At 68.5% G+C, this 22,862-nt stretch carries 23 protein-coding genes; 17 read left to right on the top strand and 6 right to left on the bottom strand.

Translation table 11 applies throughout. From position 1 onward, the window contains the following. Positions 1 to 229: 229 nt before the first annotated feature. The 14 genes from coxB to ACFPMG_RS32630 all read left to right on the top strand — a co-directional run bounded on the left by coxB (position 230) and on the right by ACFPMG_RS32630 (position 13,745). A complete protein-coding gene (coxB, locus tag ACFPMG_RS32695; RefSeq protein ID WP_377000029.1) occupies positions 230 to 1,075 on the top strand; it encodes a cytochrome c oxidase subunit II in 846 nt (281 codons plus the stop codon). 66 nt (positions 1,076 to 1,141) lie between these two features. After that, entirely contained in the window at positions 1,142 to 2,755 is a 1,614-nt protein-coding gene (gene ctaD / locus ACFPMG_RS32690) for a cytochrome c oxidase subunit I (protein ID WP_377000027.1), read from the top strand. Between the two features lie 65 nt (positions 2,756 to 2,820). Further along, the gene (cyoE, locus tag ACFPMG_RS32685; protein WP_377000025.1) at positions 2,821 to 3,750 is read left to right on the top strand and encodes a heme o synthase; all 930 of its coding nucleotides are present in this window, start codon (positions 2,821 to 2,823) and stop codon (positions 3,748 to 3,750) included. Then, entirely contained in the window at positions 3,747 to 3,881 is a 135-nt protein-coding gene (locus tag ACFPMG_RS32680; RefSeq protein WP_014240852.1) for a hypothetical protein, read from the top strand. The genes cyoE and ACFPMG_RS32680 overlap by 4 nt, the downstream gene beginning before the upstream one ends. 45 nt (positions 3,882 to 3,926) lie before the next feature. After that, positions 3,927 to 4,550 (top strand): cytochrome c oxidase assembly protein, encoded by a 624-nt coding sequence (locus ACFPMG_RS32675; protein ID WP_377000023.1) that lies wholly within the window; start codon positions 3,927 to 3,929, stop codon positions 4,548 to 4,550. Between the two features lie 70 nt (positions 4,551 to 4,620). Beyond that, a complete protein-coding gene (locus ACFPMG_RS32670) occupies positions 4,621 to 5,499 on the top strand; it encodes a cytochrome c oxidase subunit 3 (protein WP_377000021.1) in 879 nt (292 codons plus the stop codon). A gap of 82 nt (positions 5,500 to 5,581) precedes the next feature. Further along, on the top strand, positions 5,582 to 5,956 hold the full coding sequence (locus ACFPMG_RS32665; protein ID WP_377000019.1) for a DUF983 domain-containing protein: 375 nt from the start codon (positions 5,582 to 5,584) through the stop codon (positions 5,954 to 5,956). Positions 5,957 to 5,958: 2 nt separating this feature from the next. Continuing rightward, positions 5,959 to 6,696 (top strand): SURF1 family protein, encoded by a 738-nt coding sequence (locus tag ACFPMG_RS32660; protein ID WP_377000293.1) that lies wholly within the window; start codon positions 5,959 to 5,961, stop codon positions 6,694 to 6,696. A gap of 12 nt (positions 6,697 to 6,708) precedes the next feature. Further along, positions 6,709 to 8,205 (top strand): carboxypeptidase M32, encoded by a 1,497-nt coding sequence (locus tag ACFPMG_RS32655; protein WP_377000017.1) that lies wholly within the window; start codon positions 6,709 to 6,711, stop codon positions 8,203 to 8,205. A gap of 415 nt (positions 8,206 to 8,620) precedes the next feature. Beyond that, positions 8,621 to 9,949, top strand: a complete 1,329-nt coding sequence (locus ACFPMG_RS32650) for a glycoside hydrolase family 5 protein (protein WP_038527103.1) — start codon at positions 8,621 to 8,623, stop codon at positions 9,947 to 9,949. A 174-nt stretch (positions 9,950 to 10,123) separates the two neighbouring features. Next, positions 10,124 to 11,536 (top strand): threonine synthase, encoded by a 1,413-nt coding sequence (gene thrC, locus ACFPMG_RS32645; RefSeq protein WP_377000015.1) that lies wholly within the window; start codon positions 10,124 to 10,126, stop codon positions 11,534 to 11,536. Next, positions 11,533 to 12,789 carry a M16 family metallopeptidase gene (locus ACFPMG_RS32640; protein ID WP_377000013.1) on the top strand — a complete coding sequence of 419 codons (1,257 nt, stop codon included), beginning with the start codon at positions 11,533 to 11,535 and terminating at the stop codon, positions 12,787 to 12,789. The genes thrC and ACFPMG_RS32640 overlap by 4 nt, the downstream gene beginning before the upstream one ends. Positions 12,790 to 12,816: 27 nt before the next feature. Further along, positions 12,817 to 13,407: a GNAT family N-acetyltransferase gene (locus ACFPMG_RS32635; protein WP_038527111.1), complete on the top strand. Its 591-nt coding sequence runs from the start codon at positions 12,817 to 12,819 to the stop codon at positions 13,405 to 13,407. A 92-nt stretch (positions 13,408 to 13,499) separates the two neighbouring features. After that, positions 13,500 to 13,745 carry a hypothetical protein gene (locus tag ACFPMG_RS32630; RefSeq protein WP_377000011.1) on the top strand — a complete coding sequence of 82 codons (246 nt, stop codon included), beginning with the start codon at positions 13,500 to 13,502 and terminating at the stop codon, positions 13,743 to 13,745. Positions 13,746 to 13,818: 73 nt separating this feature from the next. Here the strand turns inward: ACFPMG_RS32630 and ACFPMG_RS32625 are convergent, their stop codons facing one another. Then, positions 13,819 to 14,394, bottom strand: coding sequence for a YqgE/AlgH family protein (locus tag ACFPMG_RS32625; RefSeq protein WP_014240841.1), 576 nt, complete (start codon positions 14,392 to 14,394; stop codon positions 13,819 to 13,821). 158 nt (positions 14,395 to 14,552) lie between these two features. On the opposite strand from ACFPMG_RS32625, the gene ACFPMG_RS32620 reads away from it, so the two are divergent. Next, entirely contained in the window at positions 14,553 to 16,637 is a 2,085-nt protein-coding gene (locus ACFPMG_RS32620; RefSeq protein WP_377000009.1) for a protein-disulfide reductase DsbD family protein, read from the top strand. Between the two features lie 28 nt (positions 16,638 to 16,665). Beyond that, positions 16,666 to 17,148, top strand: a complete 483-nt coding sequence (locus ACFPMG_RS32615) for a peroxiredoxin (protein ID WP_377000007.1) — start codon at positions 16,666 to 16,668, stop codon at positions 17,146 to 17,148. 165 nt (positions 17,149 to 17,313) lie between these two features. On the opposite strand, the gene ACFPMG_RS32610 is transcribed toward ACFPMG_RS32615, so the two are convergent. From ACFPMG_RS32610 to ispH, 5 genes are all read right to left on the bottom strand, one after another. After that, on the bottom strand, positions 17,314 to 18,897 hold the full coding sequence (locus ACFPMG_RS32610; protein WP_377000005.1) for an AMP-binding protein: 1,584 nt from the start codon (positions 18,895 to 18,897) through the stop codon (positions 17,314 to 17,316). A 111-nt stretch (positions 18,898 to 19,008) separates the two neighbouring features. Further along, positions 19,009 to 19,515 (bottom strand): ribonuclease HI, encoded by a 507-nt coding sequence (gene rnhA / locus ACFPMG_RS32605; protein WP_377000003.1) that lies wholly within the window; start codon positions 19,513 to 19,515, stop codon positions 19,009 to 19,011. Positions 19,516 to 19,519: 4 nt separating this feature from the next. Continuing rightward, positions 19,520 to 20,503, bottom strand: coding sequence for a homoserine kinase (locus ACFPMG_RS32600; protein ID WP_377000001.1), 984 nt, complete (start codon positions 20,501 to 20,503; stop codon positions 19,520 to 19,522). A gap of 50 nt (positions 20,504 to 20,553) precedes the next feature. Further along, a complete protein-coding gene (locus tag ACFPMG_RS32595) occupies positions 20,554 to 21,126 on the bottom strand; it encodes a Uma2 family endonuclease (protein WP_376999999.1) in 573 nt (190 codons plus the stop codon). A 32-nt stretch (positions 21,127 to 21,158) separates the two neighbouring features. Then, on the bottom strand, positions 21,159 to 22,139 hold the full coding sequence (gene ispH, locus ACFPMG_RS32590; protein ID WP_376999997.1) for a 4-hydroxy-3-methylbut-2-enyl diphosphate reductase: 981 nt from the start codon (positions 22,137 to 22,139) through the stop codon (positions 21,159 to 21,161). 238 nt (positions 22,140 to 22,377) lie between these two features. Between ispH and ACFPMG_RS32585 the strand changes: the two genes are divergently transcribed. Further along, complete coding sequence (locus ACFPMG_RS32585; protein ID WP_376999995.1) at positions 22,378 to 22,860, top strand: hypothetical protein; 483 nt, start codon at positions 22,378 to 22,380, stop codon at positions 22,858 to 22,860. Positions 22,861 to 22,862 lie beyond the last annotated feature (2 nt).

The following is a 22,862-nucleotide window of genomic DNA, read 5'->3' as shown; positions in this document are numbered from 1 at the left end:
GACGCCTGACTTGTACCCAAGCGCAGTGCAGGGTTAAGCTCGCGCTGCGGGGACCGTGCCGCCCACAAACGGCACGATCCCTGCATAGACCGGCACCGTCGCAACGCCCGGACGCGCAACCGCCCGACAGGGGTGGAACGCACCAGGGAAACAGGGGCGAAGGCGGGTCCGGCGGGAAGGGACGACCGCCGTCCGCGACCGTGGGCGGCGGGCAACGAAGAGGGTGGGGATGAAGACGCAGACCCTGAACGCTGCCGTTCTGGCGGCGCTGACATCTTTGTGTGGATTTGCCGCGACCGGTTCCGCCGCCGAACCCCACCCCTGGCAATTGGGGCTTCAGGAGGCGGCCACCCCGGTCAAGCACGCCATGGACTCGTTCCACGACCTGCTGACGGTGATCATCGTCGCCATCGTCATTTTCGTGGCGGGGCTGCTGGGCTGGGTGGCGCTGCGCTTCAACGCCAAGAAGAACGCCGTGCCGTCCACCACCTCGCACCACACGGTGCTGGAGATCGCCTGGACGGTCATTCCGGTCATCATCCTGATCGTCATCGCCGTGCCGTCCTTCAAGCTGCTCTATCAGGCCGAGCGGGTGCCGGAGGCGGAGATGACCATCAAGGTCACGGGACGGCAGTGGTTTTGGGACTATGAGTATCCCGACCACGGCAACATCGCCTTCTCCAGCTACATGATCCAGGATTCGGAGCTGAAGCCCGGCCAGAAGCGCCTGCTGGAGGTCGACAACCGCGTGATCCTGCCGGTCGGTACGACCGTGCGCGTGCTGGTCACCGCGGGCGACGTCATCCATTCCTGGGCGGTGCCGAGCTTCGGCGTGAAGAAGGACGCCGTGCCGGGCCGCGCCAACGAGACGTGGCTGCGGATCGAGAAGGAAGGCGTCTATTACGGCCAGTGCTCCGAGATCTGCGGCGTCAACCACGCCTTCATGCCGATCGCGGTCGAGGCCGTGTCGAAGGAGGCCTTCAACCAGTGGGTCGAGAAGGCCAAGACCGCTTACGGGACCCCCGACACCAAGCGTGACGTTGCCCAGATGCCGTCCGCCGGGGCCGTCCAGTAAGCCTCATGCTTTGGATGCAGCGGCACCTCAAAGAAAAATCATTCCGCCGACGCGAGGGTTAGAGACATGGCAAACGCCAATCCGGGGGAAGCGCAGGGACACGGCCACGGGCATGACCATGACCACCACATGCCGGGCTTCGTCGAGCGTTGGTTCTTCTCCACGAACCACAAGGACATCGGAACGCTCTACCTGATCTTCTCGGTGATCGCCGGGCTGATCGGCGGGTTGTTTTCGGTCATCATGCGCTTGGAGCTCCAGGCGCCGGGCCTGCAGTTCGTCAGCGACGGGCAGGTCTGGAACGTGCTGATCACCGCGCACGGCCTGATCATGGTGTTCTTCGTGGTGATGCCGGCGCTGATCGGCGGCTTCGGCAACTGGTTCGTGCCGCTGATGATCGGCGCGCCCGACATGGCCTTCCCGCGGCTGAACAACATCAGCTTCTGGCTGATCGTCCCGGCCTTCCTGCTGCTGCTGGGCTCCGCCTTCGTGGGGCAGGGTGCCGGCACCGGCTGGACGATCTACCCGCCGCTGTCCTCGCCGCTGGGCCACAGCGGGCCGTCGGTGGACATGGCGATCTTCGCCCTTCACCTCGCCGGTGCCTCGTCGATCCTGGGTGCCGTGAACTTCATCACCACCATCTTCAACATGCGCGCGCCGGGCATGACGCTGCACAAGATGCCGCTGTTCGTCTGGGCGATGCTGGTGACCGCCTTCCTGCTGCTGCTGGCCGTGCCGGTCCTGGGCGGCGCCATCACCATGCTGCTGACCGACCGCAACTTCGGCACCAGCTTCTTCAACCCGGAGGGCGGCGGCGACCCGATCCTGTTCCAGCACCTGTTCTGGTTCTTCGGTCACCCCGAAGTCTACATCATGATCCTGCCGGCCTTCGGCATCATCAGCCACATCGTCTCGACCTTCTCGCACAAGCCGGTCTTCGGCTACCTGGGCATGGCCTACGCGATGGTCGCCATCGGCGTGGTCGGCTTCGTGGTGTGGGCGCATCACATGTACACGGTGGGCCTGGACGTCGACACCAAGGCCTACTTCACCGCCGCCACGATGATCATCGCGGTGCCGACGGGCGTGAAGATCTTCTCTTGGATCGCCACCATGTGGGGCGGGTCGATCGAGTTCAAGGTGCCGATGCTGTGGGCGCTCGGCTTCATCTTCCTGTTCACCGTCGGCGGCGTGACCGGCGTGGTGCTGGCCAACGGCGGCATGGACATCGTGCTGCACGACACCTACTACGTGGTCGCCCACTTCCACTACGTGCTGTCGCTGGGCGCGGTCTTCTCGATCTTCGCCGGCTGGTACTACTGGATCGGCAAGATGTCGGGGCGCCAGTATCCGGAGTTCTGGGGCAAGGTTCACTTCTGGACGACCTTCATCGGCGTGAACCTGGTCTTCTTCCCGCAGCATTTCCTGGGTCTGGCCGGCATGCCGCGCCGCATCCCGGACTATCCGGACGCCTATTGGGGCTGGAACATGATCTCCTCGTTCGGGGCGTATCTCTCCTTTGCGTCCACGCTTCTCTTCGTGTGGATCGCGTACAAGACCCTGCGCAGCGGCGAGAAGGTCGAGGCCGCCTATTGGGGGCCGCAGGCCGGCACGCTGGAGTGGACCGTGAGTTCGCCCCCGCCGTTCCACGCCTTCGAGACGCTGCCGCAGGTGAAGTGACCATCGGTTGTGACCATGACGCCGGGGGAGCCGGGAAGCTCTCTCCGGCCGGAGGATAGTGAAGTATGACGGACCTGAGCATTGAACGGGTCTCGACAGGTCCGGTCTCCGGATCGACGCCGGGTGACTACATCGAACTGCTGAAGCCGCGGGTGATGTCGCTCGTGGTGTTCACCGGGCTGGCCGGCATCGTGCTGGCGCCCGGGCACATCCACCCCGTGCTGGCGGCGGTGGCGGTGCTGTGCATCGCGGTCGGAGCCGGAGCCTCGGGCGCCATCAACATGTGGTACGACCGCGACATCGACGCGGTGATGTCGCGCACCGTCCGCCGCCCGATCCCGTCGGGGCGGGTGGAGCCGGAGAACGCGCTGGCCTTCGGGGTGATCCTGGCCGCGGCGTCGGTCGTGGTGATGGGGCTGGCGGTCAACTGGGCGGCGTCGGCGCTGCTGGCGATGACCATCGGCTTCTACGTCTTCATCTACACCATGTGGCTGAAGCGGCGGACGCCGCAGAACATCGTGATCGGCGGGGCCGCCGGCGCCTTCCCGCCGATGATCGGCTGGGCGGCGGTAACGGGCGGTGTGGAGTTGCCCTCCATCCTGCTGTTCCTGCTGATCTTCCTGTGGACGCCGCCGCACTTCTGGGCGCTGGCGCTGTTCCGCAACGGCGACTACACGCGCGCCGGGGTGCCGATGATGCCGGTGGTCGCGGGCCCGGACGCCACCAAGCGGCAGATGCTGGCCTACACGCTGGTCCTGCTGCCGGTCGCCGTGGCGCCGTACTTCCTGGGCATCGGCGGCCTCACCTATCTGATCGGGTCGAGCCTGCTGGGCGCCTTCTTCGTGCTGTGTGCGGTCCGCGTGCTGCGCGCCACCGACGACAAGCCGGCCAAGCGGATGTTCGGCTTCTCGATCCTCTACCTGTTCCTGCTGTTCGCCCTGCTGATGGGCGAGCATCTGGTGACCGGAATCCTGACGACCGGAGGCGGGGCATGACGATCATGGATGAATCATACGAGGAACGCCGCAAGCGGCTGCGCGGGCGCAACTACGCGGTTCTGGCCGCGCTGATCGGGCTGGTGGTGATGTTCTACGTCATCACGCTGGTGCGGATGGGCGGGCACTGACCACGGAACGTTGAGCGGACAAACGGCAGGGGAGGACGCGGCGCCATGAGCGACCGGCCTGAAAGCGACAAGGGGCTCCGGCGGAAGAACCGCCTGTTCATGGCCGGGCTGCTCGGCCTCGTCTTCGGGATGGTCGGGCTGGCCTACGCCTCGGTGCCGCTCTACGCGCTGTTCTGTCAGGTGACCGGCTTTGGCGGCACCACCCAGCGGGCCGACGCCGCGCCGGCGCGGCAGGTCGACCGCGTCATCAAGGTCCGCTTCAACGCCGACGTGAACCAGTCGCTGCCCTGGCGCTTCAAGCCGGAGCAGAAGGAGCTGACGGTGAAGCTGGGCGAGATGGGGTTGGCCGCCTATCAGGCCGCCAACCGGGTCGACCGGCCCACCGTGGGCACCGCGCTCTACAACGTCACGCCGGACAAGGTCGGCAAGTACTTCAACAAGATCGAGTGCTTCTGCTTCACCGAGCAGGTGCTGGAGCCCGGTCAGTCGGTGGACATGCCGGTGGCCTTCTTCGTCGATCCGGCCCTGGCCGACGATCCGGCGATGGAGGACGTGACCACCATCACCCTGTCCTACACCTTCTTCCGCGCCAAGGACGAGACCCAGGTGCTGGCGCAGCACGCGACGCAGGCCGCGGGTGCGAAAGGCACCGGGACCGCGGCGAACTGAAGACAGATCTAAAAAAGAGACAGTCTGAACGAAGAAATCGGGCGAAACAAACCGGGGTTGGAAAGAGACGATGGCCGACATCACGCACGCGCACATGCCGCATCCCCCAGCCTCCGCGCACGGCGCGGGCGAGGGTGCCGGCATCCCGCATCCCTACCATCTGGTGAAGCCGAGCCCGTGGCCTCTGCTGGGCGCCTTCGCCGCCGGTCTGTTCGCGACGGGCATGGTCATCTACATGCACGGCGGCGGCTGGCTGCTGGCCGCCCTCGGCTTTGTGTCCATCCTGGGCGTGATGTTCGGCTGGTGGCGCGACGTCATCAAGGAGGCGGTGCGCGAGAAGGCGCACACCCCGGTGGTGAAGATCGGCCTGCGCTACGGCATGGCGCTGTTCATCGCCTCGGAGGTGATGTTCTTCGCCGCCTTCTTCTGGGCCTTCTACGACGCGGCGCTCTACCCGAAGGTGTTCGCCGAGAACCCGCACGGCGTCTGGCCGCCGCCGAACATCACGGTGCTGGAGACCTTCCACCTGCCGCTGATGATGACGCTGATCCTGCTGCTGTCGGGCGTCACCGTCACTTGGGCGCACCACGCCATCCTCGAGGGCCGCAACAAGGAGGCGTCGCGCGCGCTGGGCCTGACCGTCCTGCTGGGGGTGATGTTCACCTTCTTCCAGGGCTGGGAATACGCCCACGCCGCCTTCGGCTTCAAGCAGGGCATCTACCCGTCGACCTTCTACATGGCGACCGGTTTCCACGGCTTCCACGTCATCATCGGGACCATCTTCCTGGCGGTCTGCTGGTTCCGCACCATGAAGGGCCACTTCACCCCGCGGAGCCATTTCGGCTTCGAGGCGGCGGCTTGGTACTGGCACTTCGTGGACGTGGTCTGGCTGTTCCTGTTCGTGTCGATCTACTGGTGGGGGTCGCTGGGCGCCGCCAGCGGCCACTGATCGATCCCCCCCTGTCGCCTTGCGAAGCCCTTCTCCTCCACCGGGGAGAGGGGCTTCCCGTTCCTGGAGGGAGGCGAATGATTTGAGCACGTACTACACCAGCCCATCGCCCCTGACCGCCGGCCTGCGTTGCGCCTGCCCGCGCTGTGGACGGGGCAAGCTGTTCCACGGCTACCTGACCGTCAACGAGCGCTGTTCGGTGTGCAACCTGAACCTCGCCCGGCAGGACAGCGGCGACGGGCCGGCGGTTTTCCTGATCTTCATCCTGGGTTTCCTGGTCGTGCCGGTGGCGCTGTGGGTGTCGATGTCGGTGGACTGGCCACTGTGGCTGCACGCCGTCGTCTGGAGCATCGTCGTGCTCGGGCTGGCGCTCGGCATGCTGCGCCCGGCCAAGGCCTATGTGGTGGCGCTCCAGTACCGCCACCGCCGCAACGAGCTGGAGGATCCGGACGAGTGACCATGACCGCCGCCGAGCCCCGCCGCTTCCGCCCCTCGCTGTGGGCGACGCTCATCACCGTGCCCGCCGTTCTGGTCATGCTGGGGCTTGGCACGTGGCAGATGCAGCGGCTGGAATGGAAGGAGGATCTGGTCCGCCGGGTGGAGCAACGGCTGCACGCCGCCCCCATCCCGCTGCCCACCACCATCGCCGATCCGGAGGCGCTGGAGTTCCGTCCGGTGACCGTCGCTGGGCGCTTCCTGAACGACAAGGAGATGCTGCTGGTGGCCCGGCCCCGGCAGGGGCAGGCGGGCTACGAATTGCTGACCCCGCTGCAGCGCCCGGCGGCGGACGGCGGCGGTGTGGTGCTGGTCAACCGCGGCTTCCTGCCCATGGACAAGCGCGCCCCCGCCAGCCGTCCGGAGAGCCGGGTGGAGGGGCCGGTGACCGTCACCGGTCTGGTCCGCCTGCCGCAACCCGCCGGCTGGCTCCAACCGGGCAACCGGCCGGGGGCGGAGTCCTGGATGCGGCTGGACCCGCCGGCCATGGCGGCCTCCGCCGGGCTGGAGACGGTCGCCCCGCTGGCGGTGGAGGCCACCCCCGATCCGGGGCGCGGCAACGCACCGCTGAACGGGATTCAGCCCTTGGTCGAGCTGCCCAACAACCATAGGCAATACGCGTTCACCTGGTATAGCCTCGCCGCGACGCTGATCGTCGTCTATGTGCTGTCCCAACGCCGGAGGACCGGTCCGGCATCCTAGGAGTTGCGCTTCATGACCGCTGCTTATCGGGAGCTGGAACGCCGTTTCGCCCGCATCGCCGCCATCGGCGACGCCCTGGGCATCCTGAGCTGGGACAGCCAGACCATGATGCCCGACGGCTCCAGCGACGGGCGGGCCGAGCAGACCGCCACCCTGACCGTGCTGGCCCACGAGCTGCAAACCGACCCCCGTGTGGCCGACTGGCTGGCCGAGGCGGAGGCGGCGGGCGGGCTCGACGACTGGCAGGCGGCCAACCTGCGGGAGATGCGGCGCACCCACCGCCACGCCACCGCCGTTCCCGGCGACCTGATCGAGGCGACCAGCAAGGCGATCTCGGCCTGCGAGATGACGTGGCGCACCGCGCGGGCGGAGAGCGACTTCGTCAAGCTGCTGCCCAGCCTGTCGGAGGTGCTGCGCCGTGTCCGCGAGTGCGGTGAGGCCAAGGCGGCGGCCATGGGCCTGTCCCCTTACGACGCCATGCTGGACGAGCACGATCCCGGCGCGCGGTCGGAGCGGATCGACGCCCTGTTCGCCGGGCTGGCCGGCTTCCTGCCGGAGCTGATCGGGCGCGTCCTCGACCGGCAGGCCGCCGAACCGGCACCGCTGCGGCCCGTGGGGCCCTTCGCCGTCGCCAACCAGAAGGCGCTGGGCGAGCGGCTGATGCGCGCGGCGGGCTTCGACTTCACCCGCGGGCGGCTGGACGTGTCGCTGCATCCCTTCTGCGGCGGCGCCACCGGCGACGTGCGCATCACCACCCGCTACGACGAGGACGACTTCACCAAGGCCCTGATGGGGGTGATGCACGAGACGGGGCACGCCCTCTACGAACAGGGCCGTCCGCGCGACTGGCTGAACCAGCCGGTCGGGCTGGCCCGCGGCATGGCGGTGCATGAGAGTCAGTCGCTGATCGTCGAGATGCAGGCCTGCCGCTCGCCGGAGTTCCTGTGCTGGCTGGCCCCGGTCGCCCAGGAGGCGTTCGGCGGCTCGGGCCCGGCCTGGGAGCCCGACAACCTGCGCCGCCTCTACAGCCGGGTGGAGCGCGGCTTCATCCGGGTGGACGCCGACGAGGTGACCTATCCGGCGCACATCATCCTGCGCTACCGGCTGGAGAAGGCGTTGATCGCCGGCGATCTGGCGCTGGCCGACCTGCCAGGGGCCTGGAACGACGGCATGAGGGAACTGGTCGGGGTGGTGCCGCCGAACGACCGGCTGGGCTGCCTTCAGGACATCCACTGGCCGTCCGGCGCCTGGGGCTACTTCCCCAGCTACACGCTGGGCGCCATGACCGCCGCTCAGCTGTTCGAGGCCGCGGCGACGGCAAATCCGGACATCCGCCCGGCGCTGGCGCGCGGCGATCTCGGGCCGCTGGTGGCGTGGCTGGGGACGAATGTGCACGGCAAAGGGTGCCTGCACGCGTCCGGCGACGAGCTGCTGACGGCGGCCACCGGGCGCCCGCTCGATGCGGCGGTGTTCCGACGGCATCTGGAACGCCGGTATCTGGGGGCTTGAGCGGAGCCTTTGCCCCCTCCCTAACCCTCCCCCGCTAACGCAGGGGAGGGGACCGTTTCTCCCTCCCCTGCGTTAGCGGGGGAGGGCCGGGGTGGGGGCGAGTAAGTCGCCAAATCGCGTTCTTTGGGCAGCAAGAAAACCCAAAATCCGCAGAACGCAAAAGGCTGACCCGTAACCCTCCTTCGTTCCAGCACGGCGCCTCGCGCAATCAAGCAATCAATCCGAAAAACAGCCTCAAAACAGCGCAAGCACTCGACGCGCCTTCATTGTCTCAAATGTCTTCAAAATCCGCTCTTCCGGACATGGTCACACATGCCTTGGATTGCCGGAATTAAGCAACATTCCTGGCAATATTTCGTTAACCATAAACCGCCAGCTTCCGGCCCAACGCGAATGGCAACGAGGGCTGAGCACAATGGGCATCGCCAAGGGCTTCCTGCACACGGACGGCAACCAGATCGTCGATTCGTCGGGTCAGAACGTCAAGCTGACGGGCGTCAACTGGTTCGGCGGCGAGGGCTTCGTCTTCAACCCCAACGGCATGGACATGCGCGGGTACTGGGGGATGATGGAGCAGATGAAGGAGATGGGCTTCAACACCATCCGCCTGCCGTGGAGCGACGCGGCTCTGGACGCCGACCGGGCGACGGGCATCGACACCTCCAAGAATCCCGACCTCGCGAACAAGTCCCCGCTTGAGGTCATGGACAAGGTGATCGACTACGCCGGGCGCATCGGCATGAAGGTCATCCTCGACCACCATCGTTCCAGCGACGGTGCGTCGGCCAACGAGAACGGCCTGTGGTACGACGACAAGTACCCGGAGTCGAAGATGATCGAAAACTGGAAGATGCTGGCCGAGCGCTACAAGGGCAACGACACGGTGGTCGGTGCCGATCTGCACAACGAGCCGCACGGTCAGGCGACCTGGGGCGGCGGCGACAAGGCCACCGATTGGGCCTGGGCCGCGGAGCGCATCGGTAACGAGATCCAGTCCGTCAACAAGGATTGGCTGCTGCTGGTCGAGGGCGTCGAGATCCACGAGAACCAGTGGGAGTGGTGGGGCGGTAACCTGCGCGGCGCCAAGGACCGCCCGATCGAGTTCGACAATCCGGGCAAGCTGGTCTACTCGGTCCACTCCTACGGCCCGTCCATCCATGAGATGGAGTGGTTCAAGGCCAGCGACTACCCGAACAACCTGCCGGGCCAGTACACCGACAATTGGGGCTGGCTGCTGAAGGAGGACAAGGCGCCCGTGCTGGTCGGCGAGTTCGGCGGCAAGCTGGAGACCGACCAGGACAAGGCCTACATGGCCAAGCTGATCGACTACATGAACGGCGACCTCGACGGCAACGGCACCAACGACCTCGGCGCCGGCAAGGAAGGGGCGAGCTGGACCTACTGGTCGTGGAACCCGAACTCGGGCGACACCGGCGGCATCCTGAAGGACGATTGGCAGACGGTCGACCAGACCAAGTACAACGCCATCAAGGAAGGCCTGTTCGACGGCGGCGGCAGCCCGGCCAAGGCCGCCTGGGCACCGGCCAAGGCCCAGGCGCTGGGAGAAGGCGACATCAACGTCCTGTCCCACACGGTGACCCAGCCGCAGGCGGCGGATCACAGCACCGCCGCCTCGGTGAACGCCGCGCTCGCCGCCCAGACGGTGGAGCTTCCGCCGGTCGACGCCGCGCACGATCCGTCGGCGCTGCATCACGACCCGCTGGACGTCCACACCGGCGCCTGATCGGAGGACAGCATTCCACCGTCCCTCTCCCGGGGCGGGAGAGGGACGGTGGAATGCAACGCACCCGGAACCCGCCGCTTGCGCCGCGTGTGGGAGGGCGCTAACTATGCCCGTTCCACAAGAGTCGCCGGCCCGCCACAGCGTCGGCCACCTTCAGGCGTCGGAGAGTGTGCGTTGAAGTACGTCAGCACGCGGGGTCAGGCCCCGGTCCTGGGTTTCGAGGAAGTCCTTCTGGCCGGTCTCGCGCGTGACGGCGGCCTCTATGTCCCGGAAAGCTGGCCACAGTTCTCGGCCGACGAGATCCGCGCGATGCGCGGCCTTCCCTACAGCGAGATCGCCGTGCGCGTGATGCTGCCCTTCCTGGGCGGCGCCATCGCCGAGGACGATTTCCGCGCCATCGTGAAGGACGCCTACGCCAGCTTCGATCACGCCGCGGTGGTGCCGCTGGTGCAGCTCGACCAGCGCACCTGGGTGATGGAGCTGTTCCACGGTCCGACGCTGGCCTTCAAGGACGTGGCGCTGCAACTGCTCGGCCGCCTGTTCGACCATGTGCTGGCCAAGCGCGGCGAGCGGGTGACCATCGTCGGCGCCACCTCGGGCGACACCGGCTCCGCCGCCATCGAGGCGTGCCGCGACCGCCAGAACGTGGACATCTTCATCCTGCACCCGAAGGGCCGGACGTCGGAGGTGCAGCGCCGCCAGATGACCAGCGTCCTGTCGGACAACGTGCACAACATCGCGCTGCACGGCACCTTCGACGACTGCCAGGATCTGGTGAAGGCATTGTTCAACGACATGGCCTTCCGCGACAGGATGGGCCTGTCGGCGGTTAACTCGATCAACTGGGCGCGCATCATGGCCCAGATCGTCTATTACTTCGCCGCCGCGGTGGCGCTGGGCGCGCCCGACCGCAAGGTGGCCTTCACCGTCCCCACCGGCAATTTCGGCAACGTCTACGCCGCCTACGGCGCGCGGGCGATGGGGCTGCCGGTGGAGCGGCTGGTCGTGGGCTCCAACGCCAACGACATCCTGGCCCGCTTTTTTGCCAGCGGCACCATGTCGGCGGCTCCGGTCGTGCCCACATTGAGTCCCAGCATGGACATCCAGATCTCCTCCAACTTCGAGCGGCTGCTGTTCGATCTGCTGGGCCGCGACGGCGCTGCCGTGCAGGCCGCCATGGACGGCTTCCGCGCGGAGGGCAAATTCGCCGTCACCGACGCGCAGCTGGCCGAGGCGCACGCGATCTTCGCGGCGGGCCGCGCCGACGACGCCCGGACCATGGACGTCATCAAGGAGGTCTGGGAGAAGACCGGCGGCTATCAGGTCGATCCGCACACCGCCGTCGGCATCCATTCCGCGGCGACCGCCCTGGTCGATCCGTCGGTGCCGGTGGTCGTGATGGCGACCGCCCACCCCGCCAAGTTCCCCGACGCGGTGGAGACGGCCACCGGCCGGCGCCCGGTCCTGCCGCCGCGCCTCGCCGACCTCTACGAGCGGGAGGAGCGGCTGTCGGAGCTGCCCAACGACGTTGCGGCGGTTCAGGAGTTCGTCGTCGCCCGCGCCCGCGCCGCCAAGGAGGCCGCATGAGCATCCGCGTGACCACGCTGCCGAACGGGCTGCGCGTCGCCACCGACACGATGCCCGGCGTGCAGTCGGTCTCGCTCGGCTGCTGGGTCGGGGTTGGCACACGCAACGAGTCCGCGAGCGTCAACGGCGTGGCGCATCTCGTCGAGCACATGCTGTTCAAGGGCACCGAGCGGCGCTCCGCCTTCCGCATCTCCGAAGAGATCGAGAATGTCGGCGGCCAGCTCAACGCCTACACGACGCGCGAGCAGACGGCCTATTATGCCAAGGTCCTGCACGAGGACACGGCGCTGGCGCTCGACCTCATCGCCGACATGCTCCAGAACTCCGTCCTCGACAGCGACGAGCTGGTGCGCGAGCGCACGGTGGTGCTTCAGGAGATCGGCCAGTCCGCCGACACCCCCGACGACATCATCTTCGACCATTTCCAGTCCACCGCCTATCCGGGGCAGGCGCTTGGCCGGCCCGTTCTGGGGTCGGCGGAAATCGTCGGCGCCCTGTCGCGCCCGGCGCTGGTCGATTACATCGACGGCCATTACGGCGCGCCGGGCATCGTCCTGGCCGCCGCCGGGCGGCTGGAGCACGACCGGCTGGTCGACATGGCCCTGTCGGCCTTCGACGGTCTGTCCTCCCGTCCGGCGCCGGAGTCCGAGAATGCGCGCTACGCCGGCGGCGACTTCCGCGAGGCGCGGGACCTGGAGCAGATGCACCTCGTCCTCGGCTTCGACGGGGTGGGGGTGCACGACCCGGATTACTACGCCCATTCGGTGATGTCGACGCTGCTCGGCGGCGGCATGTCCTCCCGCCTCTTCCAGGAGGTGCGGGAGAAGCGCGGGCTGGTCTATTCCATCTACACCTTCTCCGGCGCCTACCGCGACGGCGGGCTGTTCGGCGTCTACGCCGGCACCGGCGAGGACGAGGTGGCGGAGCTGGTCCCCGTCGTCTGCGACGAGTTGATGCGGGTGACCGAGGACGTGACCGAGGAGGAGGTGGCCCGCGCCGCCGCCCAGCTCCGCGCCGGGACGCTGATGGCGCTGGAAAGCTCCATGTCGCGCTGCGAGCAGCTCGGCCAGCAGCTTCTGGTTTACGGGCGCCCGGTGCCGGTGGAGGAGATCGTCGAGAAGATCGGCGCGGTCGACCGCGAGTCCATCGTCCGCGTCGCCCGCCGCCTGCGCGAGAGCCGCCCCACCGTGGCCGCGCTCGGCCCGATCGGACGGCTGGAGGAATATGACCGCATCGCCGCGCGGTTCCGGTAAAGGACGCGCCAGGGTGGGAGGGGCAGAATGATCCGCCTGCTCGGCGGTGGTCTCATCAGCCCGCCGGCGGTCCGGCTCGACGGGCCGATCTGCTACATCCGCCCGCCGCTGCCGCGGGACTGGCGCGAATGGGCCGACCTGCGGGCGGACTCCCGCGCCTTCCTCACCCCCTGGGAGCCGACTTGGCCGGCGGACGCCCTGACCCGCGCCGCCTTCGGGCGCCGGCTGCGGCGTCAGGCGCAGGAATGGCGCGACGACCAGGGCTACAGCTTCCTCGTCTACGACCGCGCGACCGACCGGCTGGTCGGCGGGCTGGGGCTGACCAACCTGCGGCGCGGCGTGGCCCAGATGGCGACGCTCGGCTACTGGGTCGGGCAGCCCTACGCACGCAATGGCTATATGTCCGGCGCGACCCGGCTGGTGCTGGATTTTGCCTTCGGGCAATTGGGGCTGCACCGGGTCGAGGCGGCCTGCCTGCCGACCAACGCGCCCAGCCGCGGTCTGCTGGAAAAGGTCGGCTTCACCCACGAAGGCTACGCGCGCGGCTATCTGCGCATCGACGGGGTGTGGCGGGACCATGTCCTCTACGCCATCCTGCGCGAGGAGTGGCGGGGCTAGCCCGTCCGGTCGGGATGCCCGCCTCCAAAATCCCAAGACGTCGTCCCGGCCGGCTTAACCCGCGGTTAAGGGAGCGGGCGCAGGCTGACGGCATGTCCTTCGCATCGCATGAGGCGGATATGTCGTCGAACCCCACCTATCCGAACGCCACTTGGACGATAGAAGATTCCCTGACTTACGCCGTCGAACTGGACGGGCGCCGCGTCGATCTGCGTTATGAGGCGTCGGGCTTCCAGAGCGGCTGGGCGGTCTATGCCGGTGACGAGCTGATCGAACGGTGCAGCGAGCTGATACAGGCCCGTGGTCTTGCCCTGGCGATCGCCAGCAAAGGTCCGTGAATCGGAAAGTCTGACGTGAGGTCCCGCCGCGTGCCGTGCGGCGGGTCGTACTCTTGATTAGGAGGGGGTGCCGTCAGGCGTGCCCGGCCTCCGCCGACAGCATGGACAGGCTGACACCGAGCTTGGCGATCGAGCGTTCCCACTTGGTGTCCAGTTCGGGATCGAACAGCAGCGTCTCGTCGCAGGGCACGTTCAGCCAGCCGTTCGCCTGGATTTCCGCGTCCAGTTGCCCCGGACCCCAGCCGGCGTAGCCGAGCAGCAGGATGTTGCGGCGCGGCCCGCGATCCTCGGAAATGGCGCGCAGGATGTCGATGGTCGCGGTCAGCGCCACCTCGTCGTCCACCACCAGCGTGCCGTCCCGCACGTAATCGGTCGAATGCAGGACGAATCCGCGCCCGGACTCCACAGGCCCGCCATAATGGACGGGCATGTTGGCGATCGGCTCCTGGATTTCGATCTCGAGCTGCTCCAGCAAATCCTCGAAGGTGACCGACCCGAACAGGCGATTGACGACGAGGCCCATGGCGCCGTCTTCGTTGTGGGCGCACATATAGATCACGGTCCGCTGAAAACGCGGGTCCGTCATGCCCGGCATGGCGATCAGCAACTGGCCGGTCAGATAGTCCGAGGACTTGGTCAGGTGCGGCATGGGCGCTATCCTTAGTGTCGGGGGACGGGCGGACCGTTGGGCGGCCACCCGAAGCCGTCTTCGCCCGAGTGTGACAGCACGGGCCAAGCTTTGTCATCCATATACAGCCGCGGCCGATGGGCGGCCCGCTGCGTCTTGATATGAGAACAGTCGGTGCGATGAAAAGGTTTGTTCCGTTCCTGCTCGCCATCCTGGCCTTGGCCGCACCCGGAATGGGGAGGGCGGAGACCGGCTCCTGGGTCAAGTCCGGCCCGGTGGAGGCGCGGCTCGTCGCGTCGGTCCAGGGGGTGGGCGATCTCGCCAAAATCCCTCTGGGGCTGGAGGTCCGGCTGGAACCGGGGTGGAAGACCTATTGGCGCACACCGGGCGACGCCGGCTTCGCGCCGCGGCTGGACTGGTCGGAGTCGCGGAATCTCAAGGCGACGGAGCTGATCTACCCGGCGCCTCACCGCTTCACCGTCCTGGGCTTCGAGACGGCGGGCTACGACGCGGAGGTGCTGTTCCCCATCGCCGCCACCCCGGCGGAGCCGGGCAAGCCGCTCGATCTCGCACTGAAGGCGGAACTGCTGGTCTGCTCGACCATCTGCGTGCCGGAGATGGTGACGCTGTCCCTGTCCATCCCCAAGGGACCGGCGACGCCGGGGCCGTCGGCCAACGACATCGCCCGCGCCCAGTCCCTGGTGCCCGGCGACGGGCGGGCGTCCGGCCTGACCGTCACCGCGGTGCGCGGCCAGGGCGCCGCGCTGGAGGTCGAGGTCACCGCCCGCGAGCCGATGGTCGCCCCCGACGTGTTCGTGGAGACCGACCCGCCGGTGACCTTCGCCGCCCCCAAGAGCCGGTTCCTCGACGGCGACCGGCGCGCGATCCTGCGGATGGACGCGACCGACCCGACGCCCGGCCTGGACCTCGCCGGACGGGCGATGACGCTGACCGTGGTGGACGGCAACCGTTCCGTGGAGGCTCCGGCGACCGCCGTCGCTGGGCTGCGCGGCGGTGCCGGGGCGGCTCCGGCGGGGCTGCTGGCCATGCTGGGCGTCGCCCTGCTGGGCGGGCTGATTCTGAATCTGATGCCCTGCGTGCTGCCGGTGCTGTCGCTGAAGCTGCTCTCGATCGTCCAGCACGGCGGACGGGCGCCCGCGGCGGTGCGCGCCGGCTTCCTGGCCTCGGCGGCGGGCATCCTGACCTCCTTCCTGATCCTCGCCGGGGCGCTGGTCGCGGTGAAGGCGGCGGGCGGTGCCGTGGGCTGGGGCATCCAGTTCCAACAGCCGCTTTTCCTCGTCTTCATGGTCGTGCTGGTGACCCTGTTCGCCGCCAACCTGTGGGGCCTGTTCGAGCTTCCGCTGCCGCGCGCCGTCGCCGACCGGCTGGACGGGCCAGGGGGGCAGGGGCTGGGTGGCCAGTTCGCCACCGGCGCCTTCGCCACGCTGCTCGCCACGCCCTGCTCCGCGCCCTTCCTGGGGACGGCGGTGGGCTTCGCGCTGGCCCGCGGGGCGCTGGAGGTGTTCGCCATCTTCGCCGCCCTCGGCGTCGGGCTGGCGCTGCCTTACCTGCTGATCGCCGCCTTCCCGCGCGCCGCGCGCCTGTTGCCGCGTCCGGGGCGCTGGATGGTGGCGCTGCGCCGGGTGCTGGGCGGGGCGCTGGCCCTGACCGCGCTCTGGCTGCTGTCGGTGCTGGTCGTCCAGGTCGGCGAGGTGCCGGCGCTGGCCGTCGCCGTGCTGATGGGCGGGCTGGTCGCCGCGCTGTGGCTGGGCCGCCGGCTGGCGGAGACGGCGCGCTGGGCCGGGGCGGCGCTGGCCGGGCTGCTGGCCCTGGTGGCCTTCGCCGTTCCCGCCGTCTTCGGTCCCTCCGCCGGGGCGGCTCCGGTCGCCGAAAGCACGGCGGCGCGCTGGACCGTCTTCGACGAGGCCGCGATCCGCGAGCAGGTGGCCGCCGGGCGCACCGTCTTCGTGGACGTCACCGCCGACTGGTGCATCACCTGCCAGGCGAACAAGAAGCTGGTGCTGAACCGCGGCACCGTCGCACAACGGCTGGAGGACGCCGGGACGGTGACCGCCATGCGCGCCGACTGGACCCGTCCGGACGAGACCATCGCCCGCTATCTTGCCCGACACGGCCGCTATGGTATTCCCTTCAACATCGTCTATGGTCCGGGGGCTCCGGAGGGCATTGCGCTTCCGGAACTGCTGACCGAGGGCGCCGTCCTCGACGCGCTCGACCGGGCGTCCGGCAAGATCAAAAGCTGAAATACAAAAAGTTGGGAGTTCAGGAGACATGACCATTCAAGTGGGCGAGGCCATCCCGTCCGTCACGCTGAAGCATCTGACCGACAACGGGATGCAGGACATCACGACCGACGCGCTGTTCAAGGGCAAGACGGTGGTGATGTTCTCGGTGCCGGGCGCCTTCACCCCGACCTGCTCCGCCAAGCATCTGCCGGGCTTCGTCCAGAAGGCCGAGGACCTGAAGGCTAAGGGTGTGGACGACATCGTCTGCCTCGCCGTCAACGATCCCTTCGTGATGCGCGCCTGGGGCGAGAAGAACGGCGTCGGCGGAAAGGTCACCATGCTGCCGGACGGCAACGCCGCTCTGACCCAGGCGCTGGGCCTGACGATGGACGGCACGGGCTACGGCCTCGGCCTGCGCGGCCAGCGCTTCGCCCTGGTCGCCAAGGACGGCAAGGTCACCCACCTCGCCGTGGAGAAGCCGGGCCAGTTCGAGGTGTCCTCGGCCGAAGCCGTGCTGGGCGCGCTGTAAGGGGTTGAAACCCCTCTCCCGCCTCGGGAGAGGGTGCCCGCGAAAGCGGGCGGGTGAGGGTGCCGGCAAGGATCAACGCACCATTCTCGCCAGTACCCTCACCTTCCCGCCGCTCTGCGGCGGGTCCCTCCCTCTCCCGGGGCGGGAGAGGGCCTGTTTGCTGCGTCACCCCAGCTTCGTGCGGTCCCAGGTGGTGTCGGCCACGCCGCGTTCCCGCAGCTTCGCCTTCTGCACCTTGGCGGTCGGCGTCTTGGGGAAGGCGTCCACGATGTCGATGTAGCGGGGCTGGGCGTAGCGCGGCAGTTCACGCTCGGCGAAGGCAGCCACGGCCTCCGGCGTCAGGGTGGCGCCCGGTGCGGCGACCAAGGCGACCATGATCTCGTCCTCCGCCCCCGGAATGCCCGCCGGCACGGCGTAGGCGGCGACCTCCGCCACCCCCTCCAGCCGCGACAGCACCGTCTCCACCTCGTAGGACGAGACGTTCTCGCCGCGGCGGCGGATGCAGTCCTTGATGCGGTCGACGAAGGTGACGTAGCCCTCGTCGTCCATCACCGCGGCATCGCCGGTGTGGAACCACAGGTTCCGCCACGCCTCCACCGTCTTGTCGGGCATCCGGTGATAGCCGGACAGGAAGCCGAAGGCGGCCTTCGGGCGCACCATGACCTCGCCGACCTGTCCGCGCGGCACCGGGATGTCGGTCTGCGGGTCGCGGATTTCCACCTCGAAGTAACGGTCGTAGACCTTGCCGCAGGTGCCGGGTCGCGGCTTGCCCATCTCGGCGTAGAGCGGGATGTTCACCTCGGTCATGCCGTAGAGGCTGATGACGTCGCGGACGCCGAAGCGCTCGCGCAGCACCCGCTCGGTGTCCGCCGGGTTGGGGGCGGCGCCGACGAGGCGCAGCGGGTGGTCCCGGTCGTCGGGGCGCGGCGGCTGGGCCACCACGAAGGCGGTGACGGCGCCCAGCGAGTTGGTCACCGTGCAGCCGTGGCGCCGGATGTCGTCGAGCCAGGAGGAGGCGCTGAACCGCTCGCGCAGCACCGCCGACCCGCCGGAGATCATCGCGGCGTAGAGCTGCATGTAAAGCCCGTTGGCGTGGAACAGCGGCAGGCAGATGTAGAAACGGTCCTCGTCGGTCAGCGCGAAATTGTCGATGGAGCCCAGCCCGAACAGGAAGCCGTGGCCGTGCGGCATCAGCACACCCTTCGACAGGCCGGTGGTGCCCGAGGTGTACATGATGCAGGCGTCGTCCCCGGCGCGGGGCAGGGGGCCGTCGTAGGGGGCGGCGTCGCGCCAGCCCTCCAGCGCAGTGTGCGGCGATCCTTGGGCGGCGCCGGGCACCACGAGCCCGCGCAGGGCGGTCAGGCGTGGCGCGATGTCGGTGATGCGGTCGGCCAAAACGGCGTCGACCACCGCCAGGGCGGCCCCGGCATTCTCAAGCTGGTGCTCCAGGAAGCCGCCCTTCAGCTCGGTGTTCAGCGCGACCATGACGGCGCCCAGCCGCCCCAGCCCCAGCCACACGCGCACGAAGTCCAGCCCGTTCGGCAGCATCACCGCCACCGTGTCGCCCGGCTTCACGCCCAACCCGGCGAAGAAGCCGGCCACGCGGCCCGCCTGCTCCTGCGCCTCGGCGTAGGTCAGGGACTCGCCGCCAATCATCGTGACGAAGGTCTTGGCGCCGCGTTCGGCGGCCTGATGGGCCAGCACCTCGGGCAGCACCCAGCGGGCTTCGTTCCGCAAATGCGGATACATCTCGGTCTCCTCCCAACGATCTTTCGTCGTTCGTTATCGGAGGGAGCCTAGCGGGACGGCGGGTCCGCCGTCCAGAAGCCCTTGAGGAGGGCGGTCATTCGCCGGACGGGATCAGCCCCGCCCGGCCTGCCGGACGTCGGCGACGCCCTGGCGGGCCAGCGCGTCGGCCCGCTCGTTCTCCGGATGGCCGGCATGGCCGCGGACCCAGTGGAACTCGATCCGGTGCTGCCGCTTCGCCTCGTCCAGGCGCCGCCACAAATCCTCGTTCTTCACCGGCTTCTTGTCGGCGGTCTTCCAGCCACGGGCCTTCCAGCCGTGAATCCACTGGGTGATGCCGTTCTTCACATACTCGCTGTCGGTGTAGAGCCGCACCTCCATGGGCCGCTTCAAGGCTTCCAGCGCCTGGATGGCCGCCATCAGCTCCATGCGGTTGTTGGTGGTGGCCGGCTCGCCGCCGTACAGTTCCTTCTCCACCCCGTTGTAGCGCAGGATGGCCCCCCAGCCGCCGGGGCCGGGGTTGCCGCTGCACGCGCCGTCGGTGAAGATGTCGACGACCTTCGGCGCGCTCTTGTCACCGTCGGTGCCGCCCCCGCCGTTGGTATCCGTCGTGTCCGTCATGGCGTCAGACCTGATAGCTGCCGCCGTCGTCGAGCGCGTAGTCGCCGAGCCCGCGGACGGTCTGGTGGAAGCGCAGCTTGCGCAGATATTCCAGCGGGTCCTTCGGGCGCACGAAGGCCCCCGGCGGATGGTTCAGCCAGTCGTAGAGGCGCGTCAGCAGGAAGCGCAGGGCGCTGCCGCGGCACAGCCAGGGCAGGGCGGCCAGCTCCGCCGGCGAGAGGGGGCGGACCTTCTGGTAGCTGGTCAGCAGCATTCGCGCCTTGGTGGCGTTGAACGACCCGTCGACCTCGAAGCACCAGGCGTTCATGCAGATCGCGATGTCGTAGGCCAGGAAATCGTTGCAGGCGAAGTAGAAGTCGATCAGCCCGGACAGCCCGTCGCCGCGGAAGAACACGTTGTCGGGGAACAGGTCGGCGTGGATGACCCCGGACGGCAGGCCGGCGGGCCAGTTGGCCTCCAGCGCCGCAAGCTCCGCCTCCAGCGTCGCGCGCAGGTCGCGGGCGACCTCGTCGGCGCGCGGCGCGCACTTTCCGGTGAGGTCCTTCCAGCCGTCCAGCGACAGGGCGTTGGGGCGCTCCATCCGGAAGTCGGCGACGGCCAGATGCAGGCGGGCCAGCGCCGTCCCCAGCTCCGCGCAGTGGTGCGGCGTGATGCGGCGCGGCCACATGCCGGCCAGGAAGGTGACGATCACCGCCGGGCGCCCGGCCAGCTCGCGCAGGGCCTGCCCGTCCGTGCCCTGGACCGGCAGCGGGCAGGCGATACCCTTGTCGGCGAGATGCTCCATCAGGCCCAGGAAGAAGGGAAGATCCTCGCGCCGGGTGCGCTTCTCGTAGAGCGTCAGGATGTAGGGGCCGCGCTCCGTCACCAGGAGGAAGTTGGAATTCTCCACCCCCTCCGCGATGCCCTTGCAGGACAGGACGGCGCCCAGATCGTACTGGGCGATGAAAGCGTTCAGCTCGTCGTCGGTGACTTCGGTGTATACGGCCATGCCAGCGCCTTACCGGGATTCGGGGCGCCGGTCAATGCTGCCGCGACCGCTCACAGCGCTATGCCGTCGTAAAGCGCCATCAGTGGAAGCTCCGCCCCGATGGAGGCCAGCGGCAGCGTGGTGTCCTCGGTGAAATCCTCGACGATCCAGCGCCGTCCGTCGCGGCGCCAGAGCTGCGCCCGGACGGCGCGGCTGTCCACCAGCAGCACCTCCTGCACGGAGGGGATCTGCATGTAGTCGGGCACCTTGGTGCCGCGGTCGTGGCTGGCCGTGCTGTCCGACAGGATCTCGACCACCAGCACCGGATTCGGCGTCGCGCGTTGGCCGGGCTGGTGGGATGAGCAGGTGACGGCGAGGTTGGCCTCGTAGAAGCGATCGGCGCGGTCGTCGCGTTCGATGGCCGTTTCCGTCAGCACGAAGCAAGGCGGGCGCAGGCGCCGCCGAATCTCGAAGGCGATGTTGCCCGAAAGACGGCTGTGCGCCTGGCTGCAAGGACTCATCGCCCGCGGCTGCCCGCCGACCAGCTCGTAGCGCGTGTCCGGCTCCTGCCGGTCGGCCCAGGCGAGGAACTCGTCGATGTCCATCTTCTGGATGGCCGGCTTCTGGATGGCGGGCGCGCCCATGAACGTCTCCTTCGCGAAGGCCGGTCCCTGGATTATGCGTCCGCCGGGACCGGACGGGAAGGGGCGCCGCCGTCCAGAAGCGGCTTCGGCAGTTTGAAGGTGATGTCCTCGAAGGCGGTGCGCAGTTCCTCCACCGTCACGGCGTAGCGGGCGCGGGCGGCCTCCATGACCTCCTCCACCAGCACTTCGGGGGCCGACGCTCCGGCGGTGATGCCCAGCGTGGCGACTCCGTCGAGCGCCGACCAGTCGATGTCCGCCGCGCGCTGGACGAGCTGGGCGCGCTGGCAGCCGTGGATCTTCGCCACCTCGACCAGCCGCTTGGAGTTGGAGGAGTTCGGCGCGCCGAGCACCAGCAGGGCGTCCACCTTCGGCGCGATGGCCTTCACCGCCTGCTGGCGGTTGGTGGTGGCGTAGCAGATGTCCTCCTTCTTCGGCCCGCCGATGGTCGGGAAGCGGGCCTGGAGGGCGGCGACGATGCTCGCCGTCTCGTCCACCGACAAGGTGGTCTGGGTGGCGTAGGCGAGGTTCTCCGGGTCGTCCACCCGGACCGTCGCCACGTCCTCCACCGTCTCCACCAGCACCACGGCGCCCGGAGGCAACTGGCCCATCGTGCCGATCACCTCCGGGTGGCCGGCGTGGCCGATCAGCACGATCTGGCGCCCTTCGTTGAAGTGGCGCTCGGCCTCGCGGTGCACCTTGCTGACCAGCGGGCAGGTGGCGTCGAGGTAGAACAGGCCGCGCTGCTCCGCCGCCGCCGGGACCGACTTCGGCACGCCGTGGGCGGAGAAGACCACCGGCACGCCGTCGGGCACCTGGTCCAGCTCGTCGACGAAGATGGCGCCCTTGGCCTCCAGGCTCTGCACCACGAATCGGTTGTGGACGATCTCGTGCCGGACATAGACGGGGGCGCCGAACCGCTCCAGCGCCACCTCCACGATCTGGATCGCGCGGTCCACGCCGGCGCAGAAGCCACGGGGGGCCGCGAGCAGGATGGTCAGGGGCGTCTGGGTCATGCGCGTCGTTCCGGTGTCTCGAAAAAGGGGTGTAAGGGTTCGTTCGTCGCAGCGGCGGCGTGGCCTTGTGCCGGCCCCACCGCTTCTCTAAAGTCGTGGCAGAACACACCCTTCCAACCGTTAGGTCAGACCGATGGACCGCCGCCGCGACCGTAATATAGGAACCCCCGCCCGGAAAAGCCCGCGGGCGCTTGCATTCGCAGGTTTGGGCGTCCTGGCGCTCACCGGCTGCTCCGGCATGGGGGGCGGATCGAACGCGGCGGCGGACGCGGCGCTGGCCTGCCCGAAGGTCTCCATCGTCCGCGATCTGGCGGAGGTCACCCAGTTCCGCAACGGCGGCGGGCGCGACCTGACGGACGTGACCTCCCGCGCGGCGCTGGCCGATTATTCCGGCAACTGCGACTACACCAGCGACGGCGTCACGGTGAACGTGAACGTCTTCCTGATCGCGGAGCGCGGGCCGGCCATGCAGGGCAACACGGCGAATTACCGCTATTTCGTCGCCGTCGCCAAGCCGGGCGAGGAGACGCCGACCACCAAGTCGGAGTTCGACACCTCCGTGACCTTCGATGCCGGGAAGCTCCGCTCCGGCAGCCGCGAGGAGCTGGCGCCGAAGATTCCGTTGCCCAAGGACGCCAACGGCAAGGATTGGAAGATTTTCCTTGGATTCCAGCTGACGCCGGAGCAGTTGGCCTTCAACCGGGCGCAGATGAAGCAGTGATT

The sequence above is a fragment of the Azospirillum himalayense genome (assembly GCF_042657465.1).
Classification (GTDB): domain Bacteria; phylum Pseudomonadota; class Alphaproteobacteria; order Azospirillales; family Azospirillaceae; genus Azospirillum; species Azospirillum himalayense.
This window is presented reverse-complemented; position numbering and strand designations above follow the sequence as displayed.